Origin of the sequence: Pseudanabaena sp. FACHB-2040 (assembly GCF_014696715.1) — a bacterium.
GTDB lineage: Bacteria > Cyanobacteriota > Cyanobacteriia > Phormidesmidales > Phormidesmidaceae > JACVSF01.
The window spans coordinates 112,919-136,919 of record NZ_JACJQO010000010.1; the positions used below are offsets into that span (position 1 = coordinate 112,919).

Annotated in this window: 19 protein-coding genes; 9 read left to right on the plus strand and 10 right to left on the minus strand. The window is 55.2% G+C overall.

Annotated elements, in window-relative coordinates; translation table 11 throughout:
- The first annotated feature begins 14 nt into the window (after window positions 1-14).
- Complete coding sequence (locus tag H6G13_RS13210) at window positions 15-941, plus strand: glycosyltransferase family A protein (protein WP_190483682.1); 927 nt, start codon at window positions 15-17, stop codon at window positions 939-941.
- Window positions 942-1,117: 176 nt separating this feature from the next.
- Here H6G13_RS13210 and H6G13_RS13215 read toward each other — a convergent pair whose 3' ends face one another.
- Window positions 1,118-1,855 (minus strand): 4'-phosphopantetheinyl transferase superfamily protein, encoded by a 738-nt coding sequence (locus tag H6G13_RS13215; protein WP_190483683.1) that lies wholly within the window; start codon window positions 1,853-1,855, stop codon window positions 1,118-1,120.
- Window positions 1,856-2,072: 217 nt separating this feature from the next.
- Between H6G13_RS13215 and H6G13_RS13220 the strand changes: the two genes are divergently transcribed.
- Window positions 2,073-3,308, plus strand: coding sequence for an NAD(P)/FAD-dependent oxidoreductase (locus tag H6G13_RS13220; RefSeq protein WP_190483684.1), 1,236 nt, complete (start codon window positions 2,073-2,075; stop codon window positions 3,306-3,308).
- Between the two features lie 216 nt (window positions 3,309-3,524).
- Window positions 3,525-4,586 (plus strand): NAD-binding protein, encoded by a 1,062-nt coding sequence (locus H6G13_RS13225; protein ID WP_190483685.1) that lies wholly within the window; start codon window positions 3,525-3,527, stop codon window positions 4,584-4,586.
- 16 nt (window positions 4,587-4,602) lie between these two features.
- On the opposite strand, the gene H6G13_RS13230 is transcribed toward H6G13_RS13225, so the two are convergent.
- Window positions 4,603-5,199 (minus strand): TetR/AcrR family transcriptional regulator, encoded by a 597-nt coding sequence (locus H6G13_RS13230; RefSeq protein ID WP_190483845.1) that lies wholly within the window; start codon window positions 5,197-5,199, stop codon window positions 4,603-4,605.
- A gap of 134 nt (window positions 5,200-5,333) precedes the next feature.
- On the opposite strand from H6G13_RS13230, the gene H6G13_RS13235 reads away from it, so the two are divergent.
- Together H6G13_RS13235 and H6G13_RS13240 are read left to right on the plus strand one after the other, a co-directional pair.
- Complete coding sequence (locus H6G13_RS13235; RefSeq protein ID WP_190483686.1) at window positions 5,334-5,690, plus strand: SMR family transporter; 357 nt, start codon at window positions 5,334-5,336, stop codon at window positions 5,688-5,690.
- A 12-nt stretch (window positions 5,691-5,702) separates the two neighbouring features.
- The gene (locus tag H6G13_RS13240; protein ID WP_242028301.1) at window positions 5,703-6,503 is read left to right on the plus strand and encodes a glutathione S-transferase family protein; all 801 of its coding nucleotides are present in this window, start codon (window positions 5,703-5,705) and stop codon (window positions 6,501-6,503) included.
- Here the strand turns inward: H6G13_RS13240 and H6G13_RS13245 are convergent.
- From H6G13_RS13245 to ppc, 4 genes are all read right to left on the minus strand, one after another.
- On the minus strand, window positions 6,492-7,475 hold the full coding sequence (locus H6G13_RS13245; RefSeq protein ID WP_190483688.1) for an MBL fold metallo-hydrolase: 984 nt from the start codon (window positions 7,473-7,475) through the stop codon (window positions 6,492-6,494). The two genes, H6G13_RS13240 and H6G13_RS13245, sit on opposite strands and share 12 nt — an antisense overlap.
- Before the next feature lie 63 nt (window positions 7,476-7,538).
- Window positions 7,539-9,269, minus strand: a complete 1,731-nt coding sequence (locus H6G13_RS13250) for an ATP-binding protein (protein WP_190483689.1) — start codon at window positions 9,267-9,269, stop codon at window positions 7,539-7,541.
- 88 nt (window positions 9,270-9,357) lie between these two features.
- Entirely contained in the window at window positions 9,358-9,897 is a 540-nt protein-coding gene (locus tag H6G13_RS13255) for a hypothetical protein (protein WP_242028302.1), read from the minus strand.
- 220 nt (window positions 9,898-10,117) lie between these two features.
- Window positions 10,118-13,171, minus strand: coding sequence for a phosphoenolpyruvate carboxylase (ppc, locus tag H6G13_RS13260; RefSeq protein WP_242028311.1), 3,054 nt, complete (start codon window positions 13,169-13,171; stop codon window positions 10,118-10,120).
- A 244-nt stretch (window positions 13,172-13,415) separates the two neighbouring features.
- Here ppc and H6G13_RS29160 point away from each other — a divergent pair, with 244 nt between their 5' ends.
- Window positions 13,416-13,547 (plus strand): hypothetical protein, encoded by a 132-nt coding sequence (locus H6G13_RS29160; protein WP_277882513.1) that lies wholly within the window; start codon window positions 13,416-13,418, stop codon window positions 13,545-13,547.
- A 171-nt stretch (window positions 13,548-13,718) separates the two neighbouring features.
- Here the strand turns inward: H6G13_RS29160 and H6G13_RS13265 are convergent, their stop codons facing one another.
- The gene (locus H6G13_RS13265; RefSeq protein ID WP_190483691.1) at window positions 13,719-14,117 is read right to left on the minus strand and encodes a hypothetical protein; all 399 of its coding nucleotides are present in this window, start codon (window positions 14,115-14,117) and stop codon (window positions 13,719-13,721) included.
- Between the two features lie 141 nt (window positions 14,118-14,258).
- On the minus strand, window positions 14,259-14,477 hold the full coding sequence (locus H6G13_RS13270; RefSeq protein ID WP_190483692.1) for a hypothetical protein: 219 nt from the start codon (window positions 14,475-14,477) through the stop codon (window positions 14,259-14,261).
- A gap of 439 nt (window positions 14,478-14,916) precedes the next feature.
- On the opposite strand from H6G13_RS13270, the gene H6G13_RS13275 reads away from it, so the two are divergent.
- The 3 genes from H6G13_RS13275 (at window position 14,917) to H6G13_RS13285 (ending at window position 20,349) form a co-directional block, all read left to right on the plus strand.
- The gene (locus tag H6G13_RS13275) at window positions 14,917-18,105 is read left to right on the plus strand and encodes a DUF1574 domain-containing protein (RefSeq protein ID WP_190483693.1); all 3,189 of its coding nucleotides are present in this window, start codon (window positions 14,917-14,919) and stop codon (window positions 18,103-18,105) included.
- Between the two features lie 4 nt (window positions 18,106-18,109).
- A complete protein-coding gene (locus H6G13_RS13280) occupies window positions 18,110-19,600 on the plus strand; it encodes an MBOAT family protein (RefSeq protein WP_190483694.1) in 1,491 nt (496 codons plus the stop codon).
- A gap of 413 nt (window positions 19,601-20,013) precedes the next feature.
- Window positions 20,014-20,349: a WGxxGxxG family protein gene (locus H6G13_RS13285; RefSeq protein WP_190483695.1), complete on the plus strand. Its 336-nt coding sequence runs from the start codon at window positions 20,014-20,016 to the stop codon at window positions 20,347-20,349.
- A gap of 270 nt (window positions 20,350-20,619) precedes the next feature.
- Here H6G13_RS13285 and mnmH read toward each other — a convergent pair whose 3' ends face one another.
- A complete protein-coding gene (gene mnmH / locus H6G13_RS13290) occupies window positions 20,620-21,708 on the minus strand; it encodes a tRNA 2-selenouridine(34) synthase MnmH (protein WP_190483696.1) in 1,089 nt (362 codons plus the stop codon).
- On the minus strand, window positions 21,702-23,987 hold the full coding sequence (gene selD, locus H6G13_RS13295) for a selenide, water dikinase SelD (RefSeq protein WP_190483697.1): 2,286 nt from the start codon (window positions 23,985-23,987) through the stop codon (window positions 21,702-21,704). The genes mnmH and selD overlap by 7 nt, the downstream gene beginning before the upstream one ends.
- Window positions 23,988-24,001: the final 14 nt, after the last annotated feature.

The window sequence follows — 24,001 nt, forward strand, 5'->3', positions numbered from 1 at the left end:
TCAGGGACTGTCGCTTGCAACCGCTGCTGTCTATTGTCACTCCCACACTGGGCAACTTTTCCGACTACTGGCTAGAGCAGCTCTTGGCGGTTAAGGGAGATGTTCAGTTTGTGCTCGTGTACCCGCCTGGGGTGGCTCGGCGTGCGATCGCAGACCCCCGAGTCAAGTCCCTCATCAGTCCTTACAAGGGAGAAATGATGCAGCGTTTTTTAGCGTTGCTCAATGCTGACGGCCAATACGTCCTGGCTCTAGACGATGATGATTATGTGCACCCCGACGTAGTCACTCCCGTCGAAGCATACTTTGCTAAGTTCCCCCAAAGTTTGGGACTCCGGCTAATGCAGGCGCGCATCCCAGTCCAGGATCAGGAGGCGATCCGTCAGCCCTGGGGCACCATTCCCGATATTGCCGCCCTAGAGGTGGTTTCGCGGCGTGAGAGCGATCGGCAGACTACGCTTCAAGAAGTGCCAGTTGCGCCCCTGCAGCGCTCCTTTGACTGGCGCTACCTAATTTGGCCCTTCACTAAACGCACCGATGATCACGGCCCCCATATCGAGAACTTTAACAATAAGGTCTGGCGTAACGACAAGGTGCAGCAGGTTCTGCCCGAGCTGTCTAAAGTAACGGTGCTCTGTGGTTCCTTGACTTGGATTCCTAACTGGGGCTTTGATCGCCTAATGGGACTGTTTTTGCAGGCGGCTTTTTACCAAGAAGGAACGGTGGTAGGCCACTGGATGCCAGAACCGGCTCAAGTGCGGTTTATGGTGGGTGATCCGTCCCAAAAGCCGCCGCGCTTTCATGTGGTGTCAGACGCGCTGTTGGTCAAGGGCTTTCCCCAGTACGGCTACTTCTGGAATTTGTTTTTTAACAAGCTGTCCTACGTTCCCCGAATTTATGGAAAAATGCTGCGGCAGCGCGGCAAAAAGCACCCTGGCGCTTAACCAGGTTTAGCCCAGGTCGCAGGGGAATAGCTCAGATGATGGCACTGGCACTGAACTCCAGAATAGACAGTAGCCCCGATATAGCCTGCCTCTGGCTGCCATAGATGCAGATGCCAGGACTGATCACACCCCATTGTCCCGAATTGGGGAATGATTTTGCCTTCCCTTAAGTCAGCTTAGGTCGCAGGGGAATAGCTCAGATGATGGCACTGGCACTGAACTCCAGAATAGACAGTAGCCCCGATATAGCCTGCCTCTGGCTGCCATAGATGCAGATGCCAGGACTGATCACACCCCATTGTCCCGAATTGGGGAATGATTTTGCCTTCCCTTAAGTCAGCTTTTACATCAGACATAGATCGGGTCAACCCTTGGCCGGTGGCTTTTAGAAAGGCTTCTTTGCCGGTCCAATACTCAAAGAACTGGGCCTGGGCTGCTTCGGCCGGGATCTGCTCAAAAACCTGCAGTTCTTCTGCGGTGAGGCAGCGCTGAGCCATTTGCTGCAGATCTCTCAGGGGCCGCACCTGCTCAATATCGATGCCGATGGCGCGATCGCAACTCACCCCATACACCACCCAGTCCCCCGAGTGAGACAAGTTGAACTGCAGATCGGCCCGCTGTCCATCAATGCACAGGTGCGGCTTGCCCCTAGTTTCGTACTCAAATCCCAGCCCAGCGGGATCGCAGTTGACATAACGGCTTAAAAGCTGGCGCAGCCCGCCCCGGCTGAGCCCGTAGCGAATGCGATCGCGCTCAAACACAAACCGATTCATGCGATCGCGCTCCTCTGGGGACAAGCAGCTGACCCAACCCTCTAAATAAGGCTCCAGCCCCTGCAGGTGTAGGTGCCAGATATGAAGCGTTCCGGCGGTTAAAGCAGAGGCAGCATCTGTACCTTTAGCAAGATTAGTCATCAAAACCGGGTCTACTACCATTACCGTTGCATCGTGCGCTGTTAAACCCTTAGCAGGGCAATCTATGGATGGGCCTGTCACCGCTGCCCTCCAATCTATAAGTGTCGTTAACTTGAGTAAAGGCGTGTTCAATACGGCGCAGTCTCTTGAGCGAGGCTGATGCAGCTAGGCGGTAACGCCTCTGATTCATATTCATTAGTTGGATCACAAGTCAGGCATGGTTTTAAGGCTAGATCCTACCGATACCCGCTCCTTTGAGCCCAGCGGCAAAAAGCCCCAAAGGCTCCACTTCTGCGTTCTGGGAGGCGGTTTTGGTGGCCTTTACACAGCCCTGGCTCTACATCAGCGGCTAAAAAGCTATCCTACCCCCTGCCGCATCACCCTGGTTGAACCGCACGACCGCTTTACCTTCACTCCCTTGCTGTACGAGCTGTTGACCCGGGAGTTGGGGCAGCAGGAAGTAGCGCCTACCTACTCTCAGCTCTTGGCCAAAACCTCCGTCAGGGTTCAAAAAGATTGGGTAGAGAGCATTAACCTGGCCCACCGTCGGGTTTACCTACGCCACGGCGAGCCGTTGACCTACGATTATCTGGTGGTGGCCTTAGGTAGCCGGCAGCGCACCTTTGCAACTCCCGGCGTCAAAAGCCACGCTCTGCCTTTCTCCAACTTAGAAGATGCCCGCAAGCTGGAGCAGCGGTTGACGGTTTTAGAACAGTCGCCCTTGCCGCTGATTCAGCTAGCGGTGGTGGGTGGTGGCCCTAGTGGGGTAGAACTGGCCTGCAAACTGGCGGATCGCTTAGGCCACCGAGGGCAGATTCACCTGCTAGACCGCCGCTCGGCCCTGCTGCGAACTTACCCGATCCCAGTACAAAAGGCAGCCCTCAAGGCTCTTCGCTCCCGCCGCATCAAGATCCACCTTGATGCCGCAGTCGATGCGGTCGAAGCTCATCAGATGCGCTATCACCAGGGCGGTCAGCAGCAGATTCTAAATGCTGATTTGGTGCTGTGGGCTGTGGGCGCTAGCCCCTACCACTGGCCCAGCGTGGATGGGGTGCCTGCAACCGAGCGGGGGCAGTGCTTGGTCCGTCCAACCTTACAGCTGCCGGAGTACCCAGAGGTTTTTGTGTTGGGCGATATGGCAGCGATGCCTTGGGCAGATCGGGGCTATGCGCCGCTGACGGCTCAGGCCGCTTTTCAGGCGGCTCCGATCGTGGCTCATAATTTGTGGGCTGCGATCGCAAATCGCCCCCTCAAACCCTTCACCTATCACCACCTAGGCACCATGCTCACTCTAGGCCAAAATAACGCCGTAGTCTGCGGCTTTGGCCTAACGCTAACGGGCTGGCTGGGTAGCTTAGTGCGCCGCTGGGCGTACTGGTTTAGAATGCCGACCTGGCGGCACCGCTGGCAAGTGTTGCTCCATGCTTTGCGGGGATCAAAGGGTTCTCTCTAAACTTTCCAGATCTGCCAGTTCGCTAGACGGGAAACGCGGCAGCTAGGAAGGTGCGATCGCAGTTCCCTCAAACCCGAGTGCGACAGGCAATAGGGTTTAATGTTCGATATTGAGAGAGTGCGATCGCACTCTCTCAATCAACCAGCGATAGACTTCAGGTTGCCTGCCGCTGTTGATTGAATCCTTACTTGGTGAACTGCCAACCCTACAGATGTGATGAGAAAAAGAAACGGCCGCCTGAGATTAAGATTGGGGTTTATCGCCGTTGTCTTATTCTTAGTTGGCTTAATCCTCTCGCTTCTGTGGAGCGAAGGGGCCTTCACCTCAAGAAGGATTGTTTGGGAAGTCCTAGAAGACGCCATCATCACGCTGATGGGCGAGTATCCAGATAAGCCCGAGACGATTGCCGGACGGGTTATCCAACTGCTGCTTTTAGTCTTTGGAACCCTTGCTTTTGGAGCAATTGTCGGCAGGGTTTCATCCTTTTTTGTCACGCGTGCCCTTCACCGAAAAGAAGCTGTGAAGCATTTCAACGATCACATCATTATCTGCAACTGGAATGAAAAGGCACCCGCTATCGTCCACCAGCTGCTTGAAGCAAATAAGGGACATCCTAGAGATATCGTGGTGATTTCCGCTTCAGAAGTTGAAGACCGCAGCGACCTTGAGGAGCGAGACGAGGTTCACTTCATCCAGGCCGATCCCACCCATCACGCCACGCTAGAAAGGCTGCAAGCCTCCCAGGCAAAAGCCGTTATTTTGCTAGCTGATGAAGAAAGCGAAGGCCCCGATGAGAAAAATGCCCTGATTGCCCTGGCAATTAAACACCTCGAACAGATACCAGGGCATCAAAAAGACATTCATGTTGTCGGAGAACTGGTGAAATTAGATCGCCGCCGGCACCTAAAGGAAGCGGGTGTAGATGAACTGATTTCGGCCCGAGACTACAGCTCAGGAATCATCGCTCAGAGCGCTGTGTTTAAGAACATGTCGGTTGTCTACCAGCAGCTCCTCACCTACTCAGACGACTCAAACGAATTTTATTTCATTGCGCCAGGGAGGTACCCAGAGCATCTCCAGGGCAGAACTTTTGCAGAGCTGAGTCGTTGGATCAGTGGGTACAGCGCCTGCCATGCCGATAACCCTCTGCTGCTAGTTGGAGTCAAGCTGGGCAATGGCGAAATCCTTTTGAATCCCAAGCAAAGCCACTTTGAGCGGCTAGCCGCAGTAGATTCGTTGATTGTGATGGCATTTCGCAATGTGGAGCGAATCGTTTAGAAGTGGCTACTGCGCTTTAAACTTGGGCGGGGGAAAGCATCAGCAGTGAATTAATGTAGCGCAGCACTAAATATTTTTGCTTGTCTGGATCAAATTGAGCTGGATTTACAACAAATCCGGTGCCAATTCCATCTATGAAGGCAATCAGTGCATTGGCCTCAAGGCTCAGGTCAAGGTCTTCTCGAATTAGCTTTGCTGCCTGCAAAGCCTTCAACTCCTTTTCAAGGATCTCGTGGAGTTGGGCATAGCGGCGGCGATGCTCAGCCATCAGATGTTCTCGCCCTACGGCATAGCCTAGAAACGCAATCCATACACTCCAACCGTCCTCATCGCCGGGTTCAAGCGGGAGCGGAGAGAAAACCAGTTGCCTGAGGCGATCGAGTCCTTCGTAGCCCTGCGTGCAGGTCTGCATATGGTTAATTGTCCTTTCGATCACCCGATCCAAAGCAAAGAGCATGAGGTCATCCTTGTCTCGGAAGTAGTGGGTTACAACGCCCGTTGTCGAACCAAGCTCTTGGGCAATGGCCCGCATAGTGGTGCGGTCTAGGCCCTCGCGGACAATGACCCGCCAGGCAGCTTCAGAAACTTCAAGACGGCGATCGGCATGGCTCATCAGTTTTGACAACGCTCTCGGCCTGCAGGCAAACATTACTGTTGACAGATTATCACAACGGTTGTTATAAGTTGCATAACAACCGTTGTGATGTAACGGTGTTCAGAAAAAACGTGGATTGGAGATAGCTGCCCATGGTGCAACACCTTTGGGGTCATTGGCTGCTGGTCGGGATGGGGGCTCTCAGTACCGGCATAGCCAACGTCTTGTTGAAAAAGTCCCGGCTGGTCGCCACCGATCCTGGGCTGCTCGCGCTGGTTTCGTCCCCCTGGTTTATAGGGGCTTTGTTTTTTTACTGTCTCGATCTGTTGCTGTTTGCAAAAGCGCTGGACCGCCTGCCGGTTGCGATCGCACTGCCCGTCTTTTTTGGCATCATGCTGAGCGCGGTTCTGGTGCTTTCAAACGTGTTTCTAGCCGAGCGCCTAACGGCAAATCAGCTGGTTGCTTTGGGCCTGATTAGCGCCGGCATTGTCATCATGTCTCAAAAATAGGAGAAACCAAGGATGACTGGCGTAGAGCTCTATCATTTCCCCGAGTCTTTGTGCTCTCAGAAAGTGAGACTTGTTTTGGCCGAGAAAAACATTGCCTGGAAAAGTCATATCGTTAACTGGCTCACTTTTGAAAATTTGCAGCCTAACTATATTCGCCTGAACCCCAAAGGGGTTGTGCCAACGCTGGTTCACAATGGCAAGGTGATCTGTGACTCAGCGGTGATTATTCGCCATCTAGATCAGCACTTTCCTGGCCCTAAGCTGACGCCTGCTGACCCTGCCCTGCAAGAAACAATGAATGCCTGGATTGACCGACAAAATCGTTTTCCGATGCGGGCAATTATGTACGGCAACCTAAAAGGAATAGATAGGCTGGTTGCTCACAGGACGGTGGCGATCAAAGAAAAGCTGTTGCCTCGGTTGATCCAGCAACATCCTGACCTCAAGGAGCTGTATGCAGCCAAGCTAGCCGATGTGCAGATTTGGAACCAAACCCTTCAAGATGCTGAAAAGATAGCTCAGATCAACACTCAAATTGAGCCCCTGCTCGACCCGCTGACCCATCAGCTCAGCCAATCAGACTGGCTCTGTGGTGCTGACTACTCGCTGGCAGATGCTGTGTGGACGACTGTGCTCAGCCGATTGGAAGAACTGGGCTTTGGTCCCCTTTGGGAGGGCGGGAAACGGGATGCGATCGCACCTTACCTCAGCCGTCTGAAAGCCCGCCCCAGCTACAGCGCCGCCATTCAAAATGACACGATGCCCGTGAGCATGGTCTTGTCAGGGCTACGGCGCATTTTTCTAGGGATTTGAGCACCCAGATGTGCACAGGCCATCGGCATCGAATGAAATTGTTCGGCCACTAAGCGGCAGATACACAGGGGTTTCTGTTGCTGCTACAAAGACTGCGGTCCTAGTGTCTGGCAGCAGCGCGCCGCCCCTAGTCGCGGCTTCGTTGGCGTGGGAAGGAATTACGGCAGTCGGTTTGATCAGCTCATTAATCACATAGGCCGCTTCCTTTGGCCCAGTGGTGAAGGTATCGCCAATATTTATCACCACCAGCTTGGCACCGTATTGATTGGCAACAACGGTTTCCTGTTCAGCGGTAACGCCCGTATCTCCTGAGAGATAAACCACCAAACCGTTAGAGAAGGTGATGACGTAGCCAGTCGGTGGGCCAACATAAGCAGTCAGGCCAGCGGTGCTAAGGCTCTCGCCCAAATCGCCTTCAATAAAATCACCGCTCAAACCGTTTGAATGAACAGCAGGCACTGTCGTAAAACTGACGCCATCAATGGTGCGCGATGCCCCAAAGCGAACTAACTGCACCGAATCTGGGTCGCCGCCTAACTTCTCAACCTTGCGGGATAGAAAGCTCGCCATCTCGCTGCCGACCACGATGCGGGCCTCTTTGCCGACTGCAATCTCAACGCTGTTGGAATCGGGGGTCGTGCCAACGTTGGTTTGGGGTTGAGCGCACGTGCCCTGGTTAACGGCGGCAATGCGGCTATCGCCTAGATGATCGCCATGAACATGACTGATCAGCACGACATCGATATCGCCTAAGCGGGGGTCGCCAGATCCCGCCACCGTTCTGCCTGCATCGTAGAGAATGCGAAGCCCGTTGGGATCTTCCAGCACCATAGCCCGGTCGCGCGCACAAAACTCACCCTCATGACTGCCGAGGGCCGTAATCTTGACATCATCCGTTGCGGCTACCGCTGCACAAGACCCAAGAAAGGCAGCCAACACAAGCAGGAGAGCAAAGCAGCGGCGCAACAACATGATCAAAATTCTCTATAGTCACGCCTATACCTTATCAACTGTGCAGAGAAAATTTCATTTACCTTAAAAGCCCAAATCGGCTTTAGCAGCTTCTGCGGCCTTAAAAACCGCTAAATCAGGCATCTCTTCCCAGGCAGTTTCGCCCACCTCGCTGTAGAACGCGGCATCGTAGGGGCGGGTGCGCACCACTACCGGCATCGGCACGGCGTGGCCCAGCAGTAGAGCCTGCTGCTTAGAGTCGAGCTTGGCCAGCACCGATCGCAAACCCTGCCCCCCTGACACGCCGGTAAAGATGGCATCAATATCCTTCTCATCGTTCAGCAGCGCCGTGATGCGGGTGCCGATCTGAGACATCACCTCGTTGTCGATGCCGGAGGGCCGCTGATCAACCACTAACAGCGTCACAAAGTACTTGCGCATCTCGCGGGCAATGGTGCCAAAGATGGTTTGCCTAGCCGTAGCCGGATCAAGGAAACGGTGGGCCTCTTCGATAGTGATCATGAGCTGCTGGGGCCGATCTGCCGGGTTTTTGCTCTGCAGAAACTTGTCGGCTTTTTTCACGTAGCTGGCATGAATGCGGCGGGCAATGACGTTAGTTGCCAGCATGTAAGAGAGCATATTGGACTGGGAGCCAAACTCAATCACGACGTGCTTGCCCGCATCAATGGCGTCGAGGATCTGGCTAACGTAGTTGTGAGGACAGGTGTTGCGAATATATTTCAGGTCGCCCAACCGGGTTAGCTTGCGCTGCAGAGCCATAATTGAGGACTTGCTGCCCATCTTGGTTTCGCAGAACTCCTGAATCTCCTCGTTGCTTAGGGTCAGCAGGCGGTTGATCCAGGACTTGCCAAACTCGTTACGCAGGATAATGGCGTTTTCTAGGCTGGCCTCTGAGAGATTTAGCTCGCCCCGCACTAAGAGGAGATCCTCGACATCGATTTGGTCGTAGCTGATGTAGAGTTCCTGAGCATCGCGCACACCTCGGCGCTTAGTGGACTCGGGGTCGAGGGTGAAGATCTGCACCTGTCCCGGAAAAAGCTGCCGCAGCCCTTTGACGGTGCTAAAGCGTTTGCCCTCACTGACCGCCTCCCAGCCATACTCGGAGTGCATGTCGAAAATCAGGTTGACGGCAGCCTGGCGCTTGATCGTGCCTGCCAGCAGCAGACGGGTCAGGAAGGATTTGCCGGTGCCAGATTTGCCAAAAATGCCGTTACTGCGCTCGACAAAGCGATCTAAGTCAATACAGACAGGCACGTCCATATCGATGGGTTGGCCAATGGCAAAGTTGCGCCGATGGGGATCGTCTTCCCAGCCAAACACAGCTCGGAAATCACGTTCTGAGGCGTCGTAGACTTGGCTGAAGTGGCCCGGAATGGTCTTCACCGGCAGGAGTTCAACAGCATTGCTATTGGCCTCAAAGGACGCTAGGCCGCTGGCCTTGGCAGCCTTGCGCTGAGCCTTTTGCGCTGCCACTGAGCTTGGCACAGAGTCTTCTGCCTTGGGCGTGAACATGAGCATTGGGGTCAATGCAATGGTGCCGTAAGTGCCGGTTCCTGCCAATACGTCTTGCAAAAAAGTGTTAGACGGCTCTGGGGGATTGGCCAAAATGCGGCTGCTGGCAGTGCCCAGGGTCACATCGGTGAGCATGCAAAAAAAGTGCGATCGCACCCCCCGCACCACCAAAAACTTCCCTACGCGCATATCTTCCACCAGCACGTCTGGGTGCAGCCGCACCTCTAGACCCTGGCTCAGCGAGCCCTGGACGACCGATCCCAACGGACGCTCTAAGTCCATAACCCAGGCACCTCAAACGGTTTAACGAGAATGCTCTGAGTTATCGTAACTTAGCTTTTTAAGTTTTTAATACATCTGTTCCAAGAAACTAAAACTGAATGCCCACGCCACCCTGGACAGAAATGGCCATATTGCTGCCTTCCCGGTAAGCATCAAAGGCAAAAATAGCGTTGCCAAAAGCCACCAGATTGCTGTTGGGGAACATATAGTCAACCCCTGGCTGCAGCACAAAAGCTGTCTGGTTGCCCACCGGAGAAGGCGTGTCGCCACCCCCTGCAAAAGACACCCCAGCGCCCAAGTAGGCATCTAAATTCCAGTTCAACGGCACGTCGTAGGAAACAGTCGGCACAACCGCAAAGTTACCGCCAAACAAAAATGCCTGACCCCGCAGCGAGATCGGCATAGTCAAAAAGCGGTAGCGACCGGCAAGCACACCCGAGAAATTATTGCCTCGCCCGGTGGCGGCATCGTTGGTCAGACCAACGGCACCCCCCACCCCAACATAGCTACCGTAAGCCACCTGGGCCTGAGCCGGAGGAGCCTGCAGCAGTCCGGCTGTTGCGATCGCAGCAGCACCCAAAACTGAAGCGGAAGCAACCCGACCCATCCAACGCGTTAGACTCTCCATTTTTTACTCCTCACGCCAGAAAACACCCGGGGCTACTGCCCCACTCGGCCCACCAGTTGGCCGCCAGATTACTCTACCGGGATCAAAAAATAGCCAGACTGACCTATCTAGCCCAGAGAAATCAGGGATTTCGTCCCTTTTTCTCCCTGAGATACCGGTAATTCAACCAAATACCCTAGAGAACGCATGGTAATTGTATCTATTCTTTACAGAATTGCAACTAGCCCGTATTCCGCATGCCAGCGGCAATGCCGTTGATCGTCAGCAGCGCTCCCCGCAAAAGTTCACCCTGGCTATAGCGAGAGCGAATCACGCCAGTAGCGGCCTGATTTTTGTACTGGCGCAGTCGCTTCAGCAGCGCTACCTGCAAAAAGCCCAGAGGCACAATCGTACCGTTGCGCAAATGCACCGACCGCTGCAGATCCGGATCACCATCTAGTAGGCGCGTATGGCCGGTAATTTGCAGCACCAGGTCGCAGGTCAGGTAAAACTCCTGGGCAATTTTCTCAAACAGGCTCTGAAACCGCTCCCGATCTTCAGGCTGGGTCAGTTCGTGCACATAGTGCTCGGCGATTTGTAGATCGACCTTAGAAAGCGTCATCTCCACCTTAGAAATGACCATCTTAAAAAAGGGCCACTTGTAGTAGAAAGAGCGCAGCAGCTTTAGGTGCTCCTCCGGCGCTTCGTCTAAAAACTCCTTCAAAGCCGTCCCTACCCCGTACCAGGAGGGCAGCAGAAAGCGTGCCTGAGTCCAGCTAAATACCCAGGGAATAGCCCGCAGGCTGCTGAGGTCTTTGCGCCCACCTCGACGGGCCGGACGAGAGCTGATCTGGAGCTGGCTGATCTCCTCAATTGGCGTTACTTGATGGAAGAAGTTGACCAGGTCGGGTTGCTCGTAAACCAGCTCGCGGTAATGGCTGCGAGAGCGCACCGCCAGCTCTTCCATAATCTCGTTCCAGGGCTGAATGTCGTCGAAGCTGTTGCTCAACAGACTGGCCTGAATGACCGCCGTGGTCACCGTTTCTAGGTTGTAAAGGGCCAGGTCGGCCAGGTTGTACTTTGAGGCCAGCACCTCGCCCTGCTCGGTGATCTTGATGCGTCCGGCAATGCTGCGCCCCGGCTGAGCCAAAATCGCCTCATAGGCAGGGCCGCCGCCACGCCCAACAGAGCCACCGCGCCCGTGAAAAATTCGCAGCGCCACCCCATAGCCATCGGCAACAGTTTGCAGAGACTGTTGGGCCTTATGAATCTCCCAGTTACTGCTCAAAAAGCCGGAGTCTTTGTTGCTGTCGGAGTAGCCCAACATGACCTCCTGCAGCGGCACCACCGGAGGCGCTGCCAGGTCAGGGTGTTCTGGCCCCTTCTGCTGCAGCACCTTGCGGTAAAACGGCATTTCAAATAGCTCGTGCAGTACTGCAGGAGCCCGCTGCAGATCTTCTACCGTTTCAAACAAAGGTACTGCCTGAATACTCGCGACACCTGTTGCAGGGTCATAGAGTCCGGCTTCTTTAGCCAGCAGCAGCACCTCTAGCAGGTCACTGACGCTGTGGCTCATACTGATGACATAGCTGCGGCAAATTTCTGAGCCAAACTCCTGATGCAGCCGACGCACCATCCGCAGCGTCTCGATGGTCTCACAGGTTTTGTCAGAGAAGGACAGCTCTGCCGGGATCAGCGGGCGACGGGTTTCCAGTTCAGTTACCAGCCACGCCACCTTCTCAGCCTCGGAAAGGTCATTGTAAGGCTGCGGCAAAATCTGTAGATACTGGGTGATCTCGTTGAGCGCATCGGAGTGGCGCGAACTTTCCTGGCGCAGATCGAGCTGGGCCAGATTAAAGCCATACAGCTCCACCTGGCAAATCAAGGTCTCAAGATCGTCACAAGTCAGGCCAGTTTCCTCCAGGTTGCGCTGAATTAACCGCAGCTCGTCTAGAAACTCTTCTCCTGAGTGGTAGCTGTTGGCCGACTGAAAATCTTTGCCAGGTTGGCTGAGGGAGTAGTTGCCCTCATAGAGCCGAAGGCTACGGTGCAGAGTATTTTCTAGCCGCTGCTGGATATAGGCTAGCTTTAGCCGGTAGGGTTCTTGTCGATATCGAATGGCCAGCCGGTCGTAGATCTCAGGCATTTTGACCTGGTCTTGCTCTAGCGACTCCAGGAGCTCTGGCAGCACTTCGCTCCAGTGGAGTGAGAGGCTGAGCAGGTTGGTCAGGTTCTTAATTGAGATAACGTACTTTTCCAGCACCAGGTTGCGCTGAAAACAGGCTGTTTTGAAGGTGACTTCGGGGGTCACCGAGGGGTTGCCATCGCGATCGGAGCCTACCCAGGAGCCAAAGCGGCAGTAGCGATGGCGGGGCGGCTGCAGGTGGGGGAAGGTGGCCTTTAGCGCCCGCTCGAAACGCAGGTAGAGCTGGGGCAGCGCATCAAACAGCACCACCTGAAAGTAGTGGAGCGTGTAGTCTACTTCATCAAGGACGGAGGGCTTGAACTGGTGCAGCTCATCTGTGCGCCACCACAGCCTAACTTCTTCAGTGAGCTGAGATTTAAGGCCTTCAACTTCCCAGGTAGAAGACAGCCCAATATTTTGGGCTCCTTCTTCTGCCAGATCTAGCCGACGCAGAATATCGGCAATGCGCCGCTGCTTATCTCGAATGGTGTGGCGCACAATTTCGGTGGGGTGGGCCGTGAACACTAGCCGCACATCGAGCTGATTGATCAGGTTTTGAATTAGCTGGGGCGGCACATTTAGCCGCTTCAGCATGGGGAACAGCCAGTAAAAGGTGCCCATTTCCTTACGGCTGTCGGCTCCTTCCTGCAGGCTGCGATTGAGCAGATCGGCCTGAAAGAGGTGGCTACGAGCATCGGCGGTGGGGCCATCTTCTAGCAGCTGGGCTGGAGCCTCGAGGTGGTTAAAGATGGACTGGGCTTGGGCTTGCGATCGCTCCGAGTCTTCGTAAGCTGCTCGATACTGCTGCTGCTGCCCTCGCTGCTCATAGTGCTGCTCAACGATATTGATTAGCTGAAAATAGAGGGCAAAGGCTCGCGAAGCCCGAATCGCATCTTCTAAATCCAGCGCTTCGACGACGTCTACAACCGCTTTGACTCTGGCCTCATTTGCCGTGGGAGCCTGCCCTTCGGGGGAGCACATCTGGCGCAGCTGACGCAGTAGGTCGAGAAGATTTTGGCCACATTCGTGCTGCAGAACGTTTTCCCAGATATCTTCAACGACCTTGAGTCGGTGCCGCAAAGAGAAATCCTGGGCAGAGGCATCTGCCATTGAAGTAGAGTTTGGCAATTCCAAAAGGGTTTGCCCCGCAGGGTAAGCGTCACCAGGCGTGTTCAAGGTTGAACTCATGAAAGTAAGCCATTGTGCAGTACAGCAATATCGCCCAGGCCCTAACAAATTTCAAGTTCCCTTTTTAGGGGTCTGCTAGGTGGGTAGCAAATTCGCAAACAAGTTCTTTATACAGCATCCTACAGAACTTTCCTGTTGTCGCACTGACACGCTGATCACCCTTCTTGTGATTAGCCTGGAATTGGAGGTGCAGCCTGAGCGAGTGAGCTGCTCGGTAGTGCTGATTGCGTTTGCGATCGCCCGCTTAACGGGGCACCTGTTGAAGCCCCTGCGCAGTTTTGCAGCGGTGGCTGGTTAGGGATAGTTTTGTGTAGTGGTTGAGCAGTACTTTGATCCGGGTTTAGGGGGAGTAGCGGGCCTCAGTTCTGACCCAGGAGCACACCGCCCTCCCTGCCAGTATCTTTTGAAGCCGGATAACGACTAGATCTGCTTCAGTGGTTGCTCCTCCCACAGCTCTCCAGCAGAAAAATCAAGAATTGGCTGCCTGCTTTTTCTGCTTTTGCTGACATCTGGCAATACGATTGTCCCAGTCATCAGCCCAGCCCAGGGCTTGAGCTTCACGACAAAGGCAAATGGCCTCTGCGAATCGCGCTTGCTGCTCTCGAATAATGGCGAGTTGGGTGTAGCCGGTGTGTACTGGCAAAGCTACAACAGGCGTTGCTAAAGGCTGTTTGTTGTCCTTGGTTGAAGGCTGATTCAACGCCTCAAATTCTTGATGAAAAAGCTGTGCTACTTCAGGCGCGATCGCAATTTGCTCGTTGCAGGCCGAAATTGCTTTTTTCAAGGCTCCAGCCTCTATATCCCGCAATCTGTAGTTGCTCTCGATTACCTGAATTAACTCAAAGTGTTTTTTTATCAGAGGTTTCATGAAGGAGGGACTGTCCACGCTCGATACAGGGGACTGCGATCGCAAATCCCAACTGCCTTGATCTGCAACCTGTCCAAAACTAGTAGTGGCTCTAGACCCTAACGAGCAAGTGCGATCGCAAGTACAGCAATTAGAGTCGTTTTAATCTTCGAAAGGCGGCTCAGGAATGGTCAAGGACGGTAGGCGATCGCCACGAAACAGTTCTTCACTAGCTAGGCCAACCTGCTGTAGCGCATCTGCCAACGAGCGAATGCCTACAATGCCGACCAACAGCGGTGGCGTCAGGAGGCTGAGCCACAAATCGGCTGGCTTTAAGGATGCAGCAGCGGGTGGAGAAGCCGGGGAGCGAGATGAGTCCATAGGGAGCAGAAAAGGGTGAGGGAATTAAGCGTGGTCTATTTACGGTAGTTACCTGCCCGCCTGCCCGTGAGTCTTTGTCACAGGAACGCAAGCTTTCTTTGCATGACTACAATAGAGGGCAAATAATTGACTGAGTGAATTGAGCCCAAAAATTTTGGTCTAATGTATTCTTCACTGCTATACCTTCACTGCTATATTTGAAGCGCATTGATGGAAGCCGTGTTACCGAAATTTACTTAGTTGCGGTAAAACTGGGCTTAAGCATTTTGTCAAGGGAGTGCTCGCTTTGAGGAACTTCCCACAGCTTAAACCCAGGGGCAAGTTCAGAGTCAAGTTCAGCCTGGGTCAAGTTGATGAAGTACCGCCCGAAGTTTTGCACCTTTTGTCCCTAGTGCCTATATCTTTGGCGATTGAGGACTCGTTGTAGACATCTATGCCTGTGCCCCTTTCCCGTACACCCTCCAATATACCCTCGACGGCTGGGCCAACGGTTGGGCCAACTGTTGGGATTGTGCCCTGGCTGCAGCAAATCGTGGGTACCCCTGCAGCCAAGCTCCACATAAAGCTGCGGGGCAACATTTTGCATCTCCTCTGTGAGACACCAGAGGCCCTTGAGCAGGCACCTGTCCTTCTAAATCTAGTTCGGGGGCTGCTGGACCCTCAAGGGGCAACCCTGATAAAGCAGGCATATCCTCAGGTCTACCAGATCTATCTTTACAGCCGGGCCGTAGGAAATCCGGTTCCGGCATGGACCGCCCCCATCTACCTGAACCGCTTGGAGCGCCACCTAGCCCAGCTAGTGCTGGAGTCTCAAGACGAGGCCGATCTCAAGGCCACCCAGGCCCTCCTGCGGAGCTACACCGAGGGCGACCCCAAGACGCTGAAGGCCTATGCCGAAGATGGGGCCGGAGGCGCTATTGTGCTCTCTAACCTGAGCCTGGCCCGTAAGGGGGACCCTGAGGCGATTGCCTGGTATCTCAGTGAGACGCTGAGCACCTTAGATGTGGGAGTTTGGGTCAGCATCAAGGCGATTCCGGGAACGGCCCACTTGCCTAAGGCCGCCATTACGATTGAAGACCATGGGGCAGAAGCAGCAGCCCCAGTTGAGCAGCCCGGTCCGGGCGAAGCCGCCATTCCCCGGCTGTGGATTCTCTGTGAAGCGGTCTATAGCCCGGATCCCTCACTGATAGCTCTGCCCACCGCTGAGCGGCTGCGGCAGCTCCAGCTCACCCAGTATAAAGATGCCGTCCTGCTGATGCAGGTGCGGGGAGAGGCCACTCCAGACTGGAGCCTGCGCATTGACCTCACTCCGCCAGAGGAGATGCTGCGGGAATGGGCTCGCTGGGGTGAGGTAGATGCGATCGCAACCCTTCTAACCACGCGCCTAGAACCGCTACACCTGAAGGCCACGGCTGAGCTGAAAGAAAGCACCCTGCATGTGGTGTGCCAGTCTGACCCAGGGGCTGACCTGCCCCCCTGGGCTACGGTGCAGGAAGCGGTGCTGCCCCTGCTGGAGCCTTTAGCCCCCCAGGGCATTCACCGCCTTGTGGTCTATGGTCAGGCGGCGGCAGATGCAGCAGCTTGGGTTGGCTATGCCGATCTGCCGGGAGCTGAGCACGAAAATTTGGCTCTGACGCCGGAGGCGCTAGCCGCTGTCGGAGACCTGCCAGCTATCGCGTTTTTGTTGACGCGGCTGCTCAACCCCAATTTAGAGGAGCAGCTAGCCACGGGTGGACTGCGGGTGCAGCTGTTGGTGCGAGACAAGCTGCTCCACGTCATGGTCGATGGACCTATTGCGCCCCAGCGGCGGCAGGTGGCTGCTAGCGCCAGTCAGCGGCTGCGCCAGCTCGATATCAGCGGCATTCAAGGTGTGCGCATCTATGGTCGGCGCTCAGGCCAAGCCCAGCCTAGCTGGAGCTATGGGGCTGACTTTACCTCTCGCCGCCGCCTAGTGCCTGAGGCGACGCCCGAATTCACGGCCTCTGATGCCTATGTCAACGAACTGCTAGCTCGACCTGAAGGCCCCGTCCAGGAACTGGAGATCGACGATACCCAGACCCAGATAGGGCCAGCCTTGGGGCAGTGGAGCAATGGGCTGCTGCAGATAATCCGGCAAGGGCTGGTGCGATCGCACCTATTTGCCCCCCAGTCTGCCCCCGATTTTCTTCAGTCTGCCCCCGATCCTGCGACTCAAGACGGTATGCGAATTGCCGTTGTCTGGGGCGCGGTGGGCCTGCTGATGGCTCTACAGCTAGACTGGCTGATGGGCCAGCTGCTGCGACCTCCAGCGGCTGCGGGAGTTGCAGAAGCAACTCCTCTGCCCGAGGTGGTCGAGCCCACCCGCCCCGAAACAGCAGAACCCACTCTGGAAGAACAGCTAGCTGACTTAAACTGGGGCCAGGAAGGTACAAACCTTGAGGATGGCGGCACCTTTACCGGAACGCCCAGCCAGCCCTTTGGGGCAACTTCGGCAGACTTGCCGACCAGCCCACAGCAGCCCATTGCCATGACCGATGACCTGCTGGGAGCCTCGCCCTATCCTTCCTTCCGCAGTCAGCAGATGGATGAGAAATTGGCCCTTTACCACCAGCGTCTACAGCAGGAGGGCCCAACCGATGTCCTGATTGTAGGCAGCTCTCGGGCGCTGCGAGGAGTTGACCCGGTAGCTTTACAAAAAGAGCTGTCTAACTTGGGCTATGAAGGCGTCAGCGTTTTTAACTTCGGCATCAACGGGGCTACGGCCCAGGTTGTAGAGCTGACCCTGCGCCGCATTTTGCAGCCAGGTCAGCTTCCTAAGGTGATTATTTGGGCAGATGGGGCGCGCGCCTTTAACAGCGGCCGGGAAGATGTTACGTACAATGCGATCGCAACTTCCGAAGGCTACCGTGAACTGCTCAGCGGTCAGCTTGCTGTCGAAGGCAGCGCCTCAGAAGATGCTGGAGCAGACAGCTCAGGCATTGCTAAATCTTTAGCCAATAGCTATCAGTCAATGGACACCTGGTTAAGCGATCAGCTGGTCAGCTTTTCAGCCGTGTATCCTGATCGAGAACGGCTCAAGACCTGGTTTCAGCAGCAAATGAGCGTTTTGGCTACCCCAGTTGCAACCGCAACGGGCGAAGCCGAACCTATGGACGCCGTCATGCCAGAGGGCAGCTTCATCGACTTTGATGGGTTCTTGGCCCTCTCCCTGCGGTTCAATCCGGCTACCTACTACCAAAAGCATGCTCGGGTTCAGGGCGTTTACGACGGCGACTACGAATCTTTCCGGCTAGACGGCCAGCAAGACGAGGCTTTTAGAGAACTGTTGCAGTTCACTCAGGCTCAGGGAGTGCCCCTTGTCTTTATCAACACTCCCCTCACCGACGAGTACCTAGACGACTATCGCAAAGAAGCAGAAGACGCTTTCTTACAGTACATGCTGCGGTTGTCTGCAACCGAAACCGGCTTTATCTTCCGCGATCTTGGCCAGGCCTGGATCAATCGCTATGACTACTTCTCTGATCCCAGTCACCTAAACCGATACGGTGCTTACCAGGTTTCCCAGAAGATCGCTCAAGACCCCATGATTCCCTGGCCCAGAATTCGGGCTCAGTCAGCCGCCAGTTCCCTGCCTTCAGAGGTGAACTAATCGTATGCTGCTGCCCTCGATTACCTATGCCCTCTTTCTGCTCAGCATTGTCGGTCTTTTCTGGTCTTTGACCTCACTGCGCCTGCGGCTCTGGCTTTTGTTTGCAGCCAGCCTGATTTTCTATGCCTCCCTACAGCTCCAGTACCTGCCCCTGATGCTGGTGCTGGCAGGGGTAACTTTCTACTTCGGCAAAATCCTGACGGCTCCCCTAGACTGGCGCATCTCAAACGAAAACTGGCAGGTGGCCGAACACGGCTGGAACCAGCGGAGAACTCTCCTGCTAGGCGTGGGCATTGCCATTAACGTTCTGTTGCTGTTGGGGTTTAAGTATGCCGAGGCGCTGCCCCGGCTGTTGGGCTGGACCGGAGGGGCCACTGGCAGCAGGCCAGAAGATCCCTTTTGGCAGATCTTGATGCCCCTGGGCATCAGCTTTTTCTGCTTTGAGTGTATTGCTTACCTGGTAGACGTCTATCGGGGCTCACCCCCTGCTCCAAGCTTTATTAATTTTTCGGCCTATAAGTTTTTCTTCCCCAAGCTTATTTCAGGGCCTATTACCCGCTATCACACCTTTATTGACCAGTTTGCCCAACCTACGCCCCCCAGTCTGGCTACCGCCATTGAGGGGGGCTGGCTGATTGCCTCCGGCGCAGTTAAGAAGCTGCTGCTGGCAGACCACATCGCCATCTTGGTCAACCTTAGCTTTGATAACCTGCCGCGAGCCGGTAGTGCCGATATTTGGCTGGCCGTATTCGCCTATGGCCTTCAGCTCTATATCGATTTCAATGCCTACGTCGATATTGCCCGGGGCAGTGCGCTGCTGCTGGGGGTTGTGCTGCCGCTAAACTTTGACTTTCCCTATTTCAGTACCAGCATTGCTGACTTTTGGCGGCGCTGGCACATGACTCTAGGAGCCTGGCTGCGTAACTACCTCTATTTTCCGCTGGGCGGCTCTCGCCAAAGCCTTTGGCGCACCTGCCTGAATCTAATGATCGTGATGCTGATTGCCGGAGTCTGGCATGGCAACAACTGGGGATTTTTGATTTGGGGGGGAATTCACGGCCTAGCGCTGGGGGTACACCGGCTCAATCAGGCCGCAGCCAAAGCCTGGGCTCCGTTAAAACAGCTTTGGGAAACTGTTCCTGGGGCAATTTTGAGCTGGGGAATAACCCAACTGGTCGTGTTTTTTAGCTGGCTGTTTTTCCGCCTGCCCGATCCGCAACAGTTCATGCTGGCCCTACAGCGGCTCTGGGGGGTGCCTGCAGATGCCCAGTTTGCCCAGAGGGTCTATCTTGAGTCTCTAGGATTCACCTACACTGAGCTGGCCATTATGCTATGGGGTCTGGTGGGTCTAATGGGGGTGGCCTACTTCTTTAACCGAGGGTTGAAGATTGAGCTGAGCTGGCCGGTCAAACTGCTGCTGCTGCCCATCTTCTGTTTTCTAGCCTGGCTGCTAGCCCCAGCAGAGACTTTGCCCTACATCTATTTTGATTTCTAGCTATTTCGATTTCTAATCGTTATTCAATTCACCATTGCTATTGTCGATGGTGTTTGTCGACTGAGAGAGGGGCTACTGGCTGGCTCCTAACTGTTCTGCTCTAAATTTTGGCAGTAGAAAGTTATTTAGGCATTTTTGACCTGACTTTTGGCTCTTCTTAGAAGTCGGCGCTATGAACGCTACAGCAAGGGTTTGGAGGCGGGCTTATGCCTTTAGTTTTGGCAAGCTCAACCTTTTGCTAGACCTGAGTGGCTCTTGTGTTTCTAACCATGGGTGAATTTGACTTGCTAGGGAAATGGATAAGGTAAGAACCAAGCGATGGCTGAGGCCCGCTTTTAGCGAGTCATAGAGTTAAGCAAACCTAGCTTAGCCATCCATAAAACCTGATGCAATCAATTACTGGGGTACGAAATATGCAACGCAATTCTTTGACTAAGTGGTTTGGTGCAAGTGCTTTGGCATTGAGCCTGGCTGTCCTGCCCTCTGCTATGCCCGCTGCTGCGCAGACCACCACTGGCACTGGCACTACTGATACCACCACTGCTCCTGGCACCACTGGCACCACCACTGGCACCGATCCTGTTTACGCCACTGAAACTGAAGATGACGGTTTTGACTGGGGCTGGTTGGGTCTGCTGGGCCTAATCGGTTTGGCAGGTCTGATGGGTCGGAAAGATAACGACACCGCTACTCGCTATCGCACGACCGATGATGTAACCACCACCACCACTCCCGGTTCTCGGTACTAATCCCGGGAGGATTTCCGGAAGTTGCCGCTGTCCTATATAGGCTAAGCCTACTGTAGTGAACAGCTTAGGACATTGCGGCATTCCAGAGTGGGTAAACAGCGATGTTTGGACTGTCTTGTGCAGGGACGCTGGTATAGCGACTCCTAGGTTCTACCCTCGTCCCTGCCCTCTCTATCTGAGGCTCTGTTTAGAACGCTGCTGATTCTGCAATATCGACTCTTAAAATCCTCACCGGCACTGCATTGCAGTGCCTTTTATTTTTAAAGGAACCTATTCAACCGCAAGCGGAGATAACAAGGGCGAAGAGGCTTGGGGCTGCTGATTGCTGAGCTGTAGGTCGTCAAATAGCTGAGCTGCGGCCTGACACAGGCACTGGGCACTGGCTTTGGCAGAAAGCCCGGTTATGTCAATTTGAGGTATCTTTTTCTGGCGGCGATCGAGGTCGTAGCGATAGGTGCGATCGTAGTAGTCGAGAATGATTTCCAATGCACCTCTGAAATTGCGTTGGCGGATTAGCGCGATCGCAACCTGGGTTCGCTGGCCGCCTAACCGCTTGCCAATTCGCTCTGTCGCTACTACCAAGTCTTCTGGGTTTACCTGGCCGTAGAGCTGCACCAACAAATCTAGCCGCTCTGAGAGAGGCCGGGTTACTTCTAGGGTGGGGGCTGCCTCCATCTGTTGAAACAGCTCATCGGGCAAGCGACAGGTGCCAATCCGGCGACTTTCGGCCTCTACCCACACGGGTTCTGCTGGGTTAAATGCTGCCCACTCTACGGCAATCAGGTTTTCAAACTGCTCGGTTGAGGGTTGGGGCGGCATGTCTAAGCCGCCGTAGCTGCTGCCCCGGTGGTTTGCCAGAGCTTCTAGATCCAGAGCCTGGGCTCCCTGCCCAACCAAGGCGTGGAGAATAGAGGTTTTATCAGTGCCGGTCATGCCGCCTAGCATGATGATGGGTCGGGGGAGCACCAGCGTTTGGCGCACCCAGCGGCGGAAGGACTTGTAGCCGCCCTCTAGAGTCGTCACCTGAAATCCGGCTAGCTCCAGCGCCCAAGCTATGCCACCACTGCGCATGCCGCCTCGCCAGCAGTGAACTCGCACTCGTTTATCTGGGGCTAGTTTCTTAGCTTGGCGGATGAACTCGGCTGACTTAGGGCCTGCGATCGCAAACCCCAGCTCCACTGCCGCATCTCGGCCCTGGTGTTTGTAGCAGGTGCCCACCTCAGCCCGCTCCTCGTCGCTAAATAGCGGGAAGCTCACGGCCCCTGGCAAATGCCCCTGCTCAAACTCGCCCGGACTGCGCACGTCTAGAACGGGGCCAGTGTCGTTGAGAAAAGCTTCAATCTGAACGAGTCTCACCATTTACTGATCTTAATTGGTTGGGCTGAATTCTTGAGCGGTATGACCTCACCGATTACGGTGCTCTCCCTATAGCCCTTAATTTGCAGCGCTTCTAGGCAGGCAGCCGCTTGATCTGCTGGGACCGAAGCAATTAGCCCTCCAGCCGTCTGCGGGTCGAACAAGAGCGGGTAATCGGGACGGGATGTAAAGGGTTCTCTATTGTCAATTGCGATCGCAGCTGCTTCGTTTTGGGTCTGCAAAGAGCTGACAATTCCCAGAGCTAGGGTTTCTCTGGCACCTGCTAGCACTGGCAACTGGCTTAGATCAAGCTCCACGCTGACCTGAGCCGCCTGCACCATCTCCAAGAGGTGCCCCAGCAGACCAAATCCTGTCACGTCGGTGCAGGCTGTTGCCCCATGCGCCTGGAAGCAGTAGGCCGCCTCTCGGTTAGAGTGCAGCATCTGAGCGACTGCCCCTTCAATCCACCGGCCTTTGGCCTGCTGACGCATATCGGCGGCAAACAGAGTGCCCGTCCCCAACGGCTTAGTCAGAATGAGGTGATCCCCCAGCTGCATCCCGCCCTTGCGCAGCAGTTGAGCCGGATCCGCCAGCCCATTGCAGGCAAATCCCAAAGCCAGTTCTGCCCCTTCGGTCGTGTGACCACCGACTAAGGGAGCTGCCGCTGCCCCTAGCGCCTTTTGCACCCCAGCGAGCAGCTGGTACAGCGTCTCCTCCTGCAGGGCTTCGCTGGCGTAGGGCACAACCGCCAGCGCTAGAGCACTCTGGGGCTCAGCTCCCATCGCATAGAGGTCGCTAAGGCAGTGGTTGACACAAATCTGGGCAAAGACAAAGGGATCATCCAGCATGGCCCGAAAGTAGTCCACCGTATGCAGCATGACCTTTCCGGTGGGTACAGTCACCACCGCTGCATCGTCTGGAGCCTCTAGCCCCAAAAGAATCTCGCCCATGGAGGTGCCGGCAACGGGGGGAAGCTCTGCCGTCACCCGGCGTAGCGCCCGTCTCAAGGCCCCGCTGCCCACTTTGGAACCGCATCCGGCACAAAACATCGCTGGGGTGGGCGGCGCTGACTCAGCCAGAGATAGCTCCCTGGGATTTGCCATGTCAGGAAAGTCAGTAAAGAGCCGCATGAATTTGCGGTCGATCCGGTCTTTCCACTGACGAGCGAGGGGAGATTCAACAGTAAAAGGGCCTCTTGATGCGATCGCACTGCCGCCGCCAATATCAATAATGTTGAGAAACCGTCGCTGGGGCCGAAAAGGCTGGAGCGGCTGCCCCTGCAGGTAGCGCACCAGATTTTTGAATAGCGGTGGTCCTTGGCGCACCGCAAAGACTCCGGCCTTGGGCCGAGGGTGATTGACCATTGTCGCCACATCCCCGGCCGCAAACACATTGCCGTGGGAGCAGCTCTGCAGCGTATCACGCACCTCAACAAAGCCTTCATCGTCTAGAGAGAGGCCGCTGTCCTGCAGCCAGGCTGGGGCAGCGGCGCTGGTCACCCAGAAGATGCGATCGCACTTCACTCGCCGCCCCGACTCACAGATCACCTGCTGAGTGGAGCCGTCAGCTGACGGCTCTACCGCCACTACTGTCTCGCTCAGATGTAGCTGAATGCCCCGCTCTCGAAAAATCTGCTGCAGCCGCCGCCGGGTTAAGCCGTTGCGCCCGGTAGCAATCGTGTCCCCCCGATGAAAAACGTGAATTGTTACCTGATCTAGCGAGCGGCCCAGTTCAGTCAGCAGGTTTCGCAGCCGCTCCTGCAGGTTCAGCGTCAGCTCCACCCCGCCTACCCCCGCTCCCACCACGCCTAGGGTCAAAGGTTGGTCTGGCGCTTGCCGCACCGCTGCCAAAATCTGATCCCACTGGCGCAGCAGTTCCGGCACCGGCTTGGCTGGAATGGTGTATTCTGCCGCTCCCGGCACCGCTACCGTCCCTGGTGTGCTGCCCGTATCAAGCGACAGCACATCGTACCTGACTGGCGGATGGTTAGCACAAATCACCTGCTGCTTTTCCAGATCTAGCCCAATGGCTCGATCCATAAACAGGCGACAGCGAGCAAAGCGAGTCAGCGGCCGCAGGTCAATATGAGACTCATCAAAGCCATACACGCCGGCAATGTGGCAGGGCAGCATCCCAGAATAGGGAGTATCTGCCAGGTTAGTAATCAGCGTCAGCCGCACCCCTGGCAGAGCTACCATACCCAGTTTGCGCAACACAATTGCATGGGTATGTCCGCCCCCAACCAGCACCACGTCGGTTGTTATCGGTTGGGTCGCCTGCATTGCCATTTATCCTC

Bases quoted from the DNA above. Each gene is read 5' to 3' on its own strand.
- H6G13_RS13280 (WP_190483694.1), top strand. From the start codon at position 18,110: ATGCTGCTGCCCTCGATTACCTATGCCCTCTTTCTGCTCAGCATTGTC.
- H6G13_RS13215 (WP_190483683.1), bottom strand. From the start codon at position 1,855: ATGACTAATCTTGCTAAAGGTACAGATGCTGCCTCTGCTTTAACCGCC.
- H6G13_RS13225 (WP_190483685.1), top strand. From the start codon at position 3,525: ATGAGAAAAAGAAACGGCCGCCTGAGATTAAGATTGGGGTTTATCGCC.
- H6G13_RS13245 (WP_190483688.1), bottom strand. From the start codon at position 7,475: ATGTTGTTGCGCCGCTGCTTTGCTCTCCTGCTTGTGTTGGCTGCCTTT.
- H6G13_RS13230 (WP_190483845.1), bottom strand. From the start codon at position 5,199: ATGAGCCATGCCGATCGCCGTCTTGAAGTTTCTGAAGCTGCCTGGCGG.
- H6G13_RS13235 (WP_190483686.1), top strand. From the start codon at position 5,334: ATGGTGCAACACCTTTGGGGTCATTGGCTGCTGGTCGGGATGGGGGCT.
- H6G13_RS13285 (WP_190483695.1), top strand. From the start codon at position 20,014: ATGCAACGCAATTCTTTGACTAAGTGGTTTGGTGCAAGTGCTTTGGCA.
- ppc (WP_242028311.1), bottom strand. From the start codon at position 13,171: ATGGCAGATGCCTCTGCCCAGGATTTCTCTTTGCGGCACCGACTCAAG.
- selD (WP_190483697.1), bottom strand. From the start codon at position 23,987: ATGCAGGCGACCCAACCGATAACAACCGACGTGGTGCTGGTTGGGGGC.
- H6G13_RS13250 (WP_190483689.1), bottom strand. From the start codon at position 9,269: ATGGACTTAGAGCGTCCGTTGGGATCGGTCGTCCAGGGCTCGCTGAGC.
- H6G13_RS13240 (WP_242028301.1), top strand. From the start codon at position 5,703: ATGACTGGCGTAGAGCTCTATCATTTCCCCGAGTCTTTGTGCTCTCAG.
- H6G13_RS13265 (WP_190483691.1), bottom strand. From the start codon at position 14,117: ATGAAACCTCTGATAAAAAAACACTTTGAGTTAATTCAGGTAATCGAG.
- H6G13_RS13270 (WP_190483692.1), bottom strand. From the start codon at position 14,477: ATGGACTCATCTCGCTCCCCGGCTTCTCCACCCGCTGCTGCATCCTTA.
- H6G13_RS13220 (WP_190483684.1), top strand. From the start codon at position 2,073: ATGGTTTTAAGGCTAGATCCTACCGATACCCGCTCCTTTGAGCCCAGC.
- H6G13_RS13255 (WP_242028302.1), bottom strand. From the start codon at position 9,897: ATGGAGAGTCTAACGCGTTGGATGGGTCGGGTTGCTTCCGCTTCAGTT.
- mnmH (WP_190483696.1), bottom strand. From the start codon at position 21,708: ATGGTGAGACTCGTTCAGATTGAAGCTTTTCTCAACGACACTGGCCCC.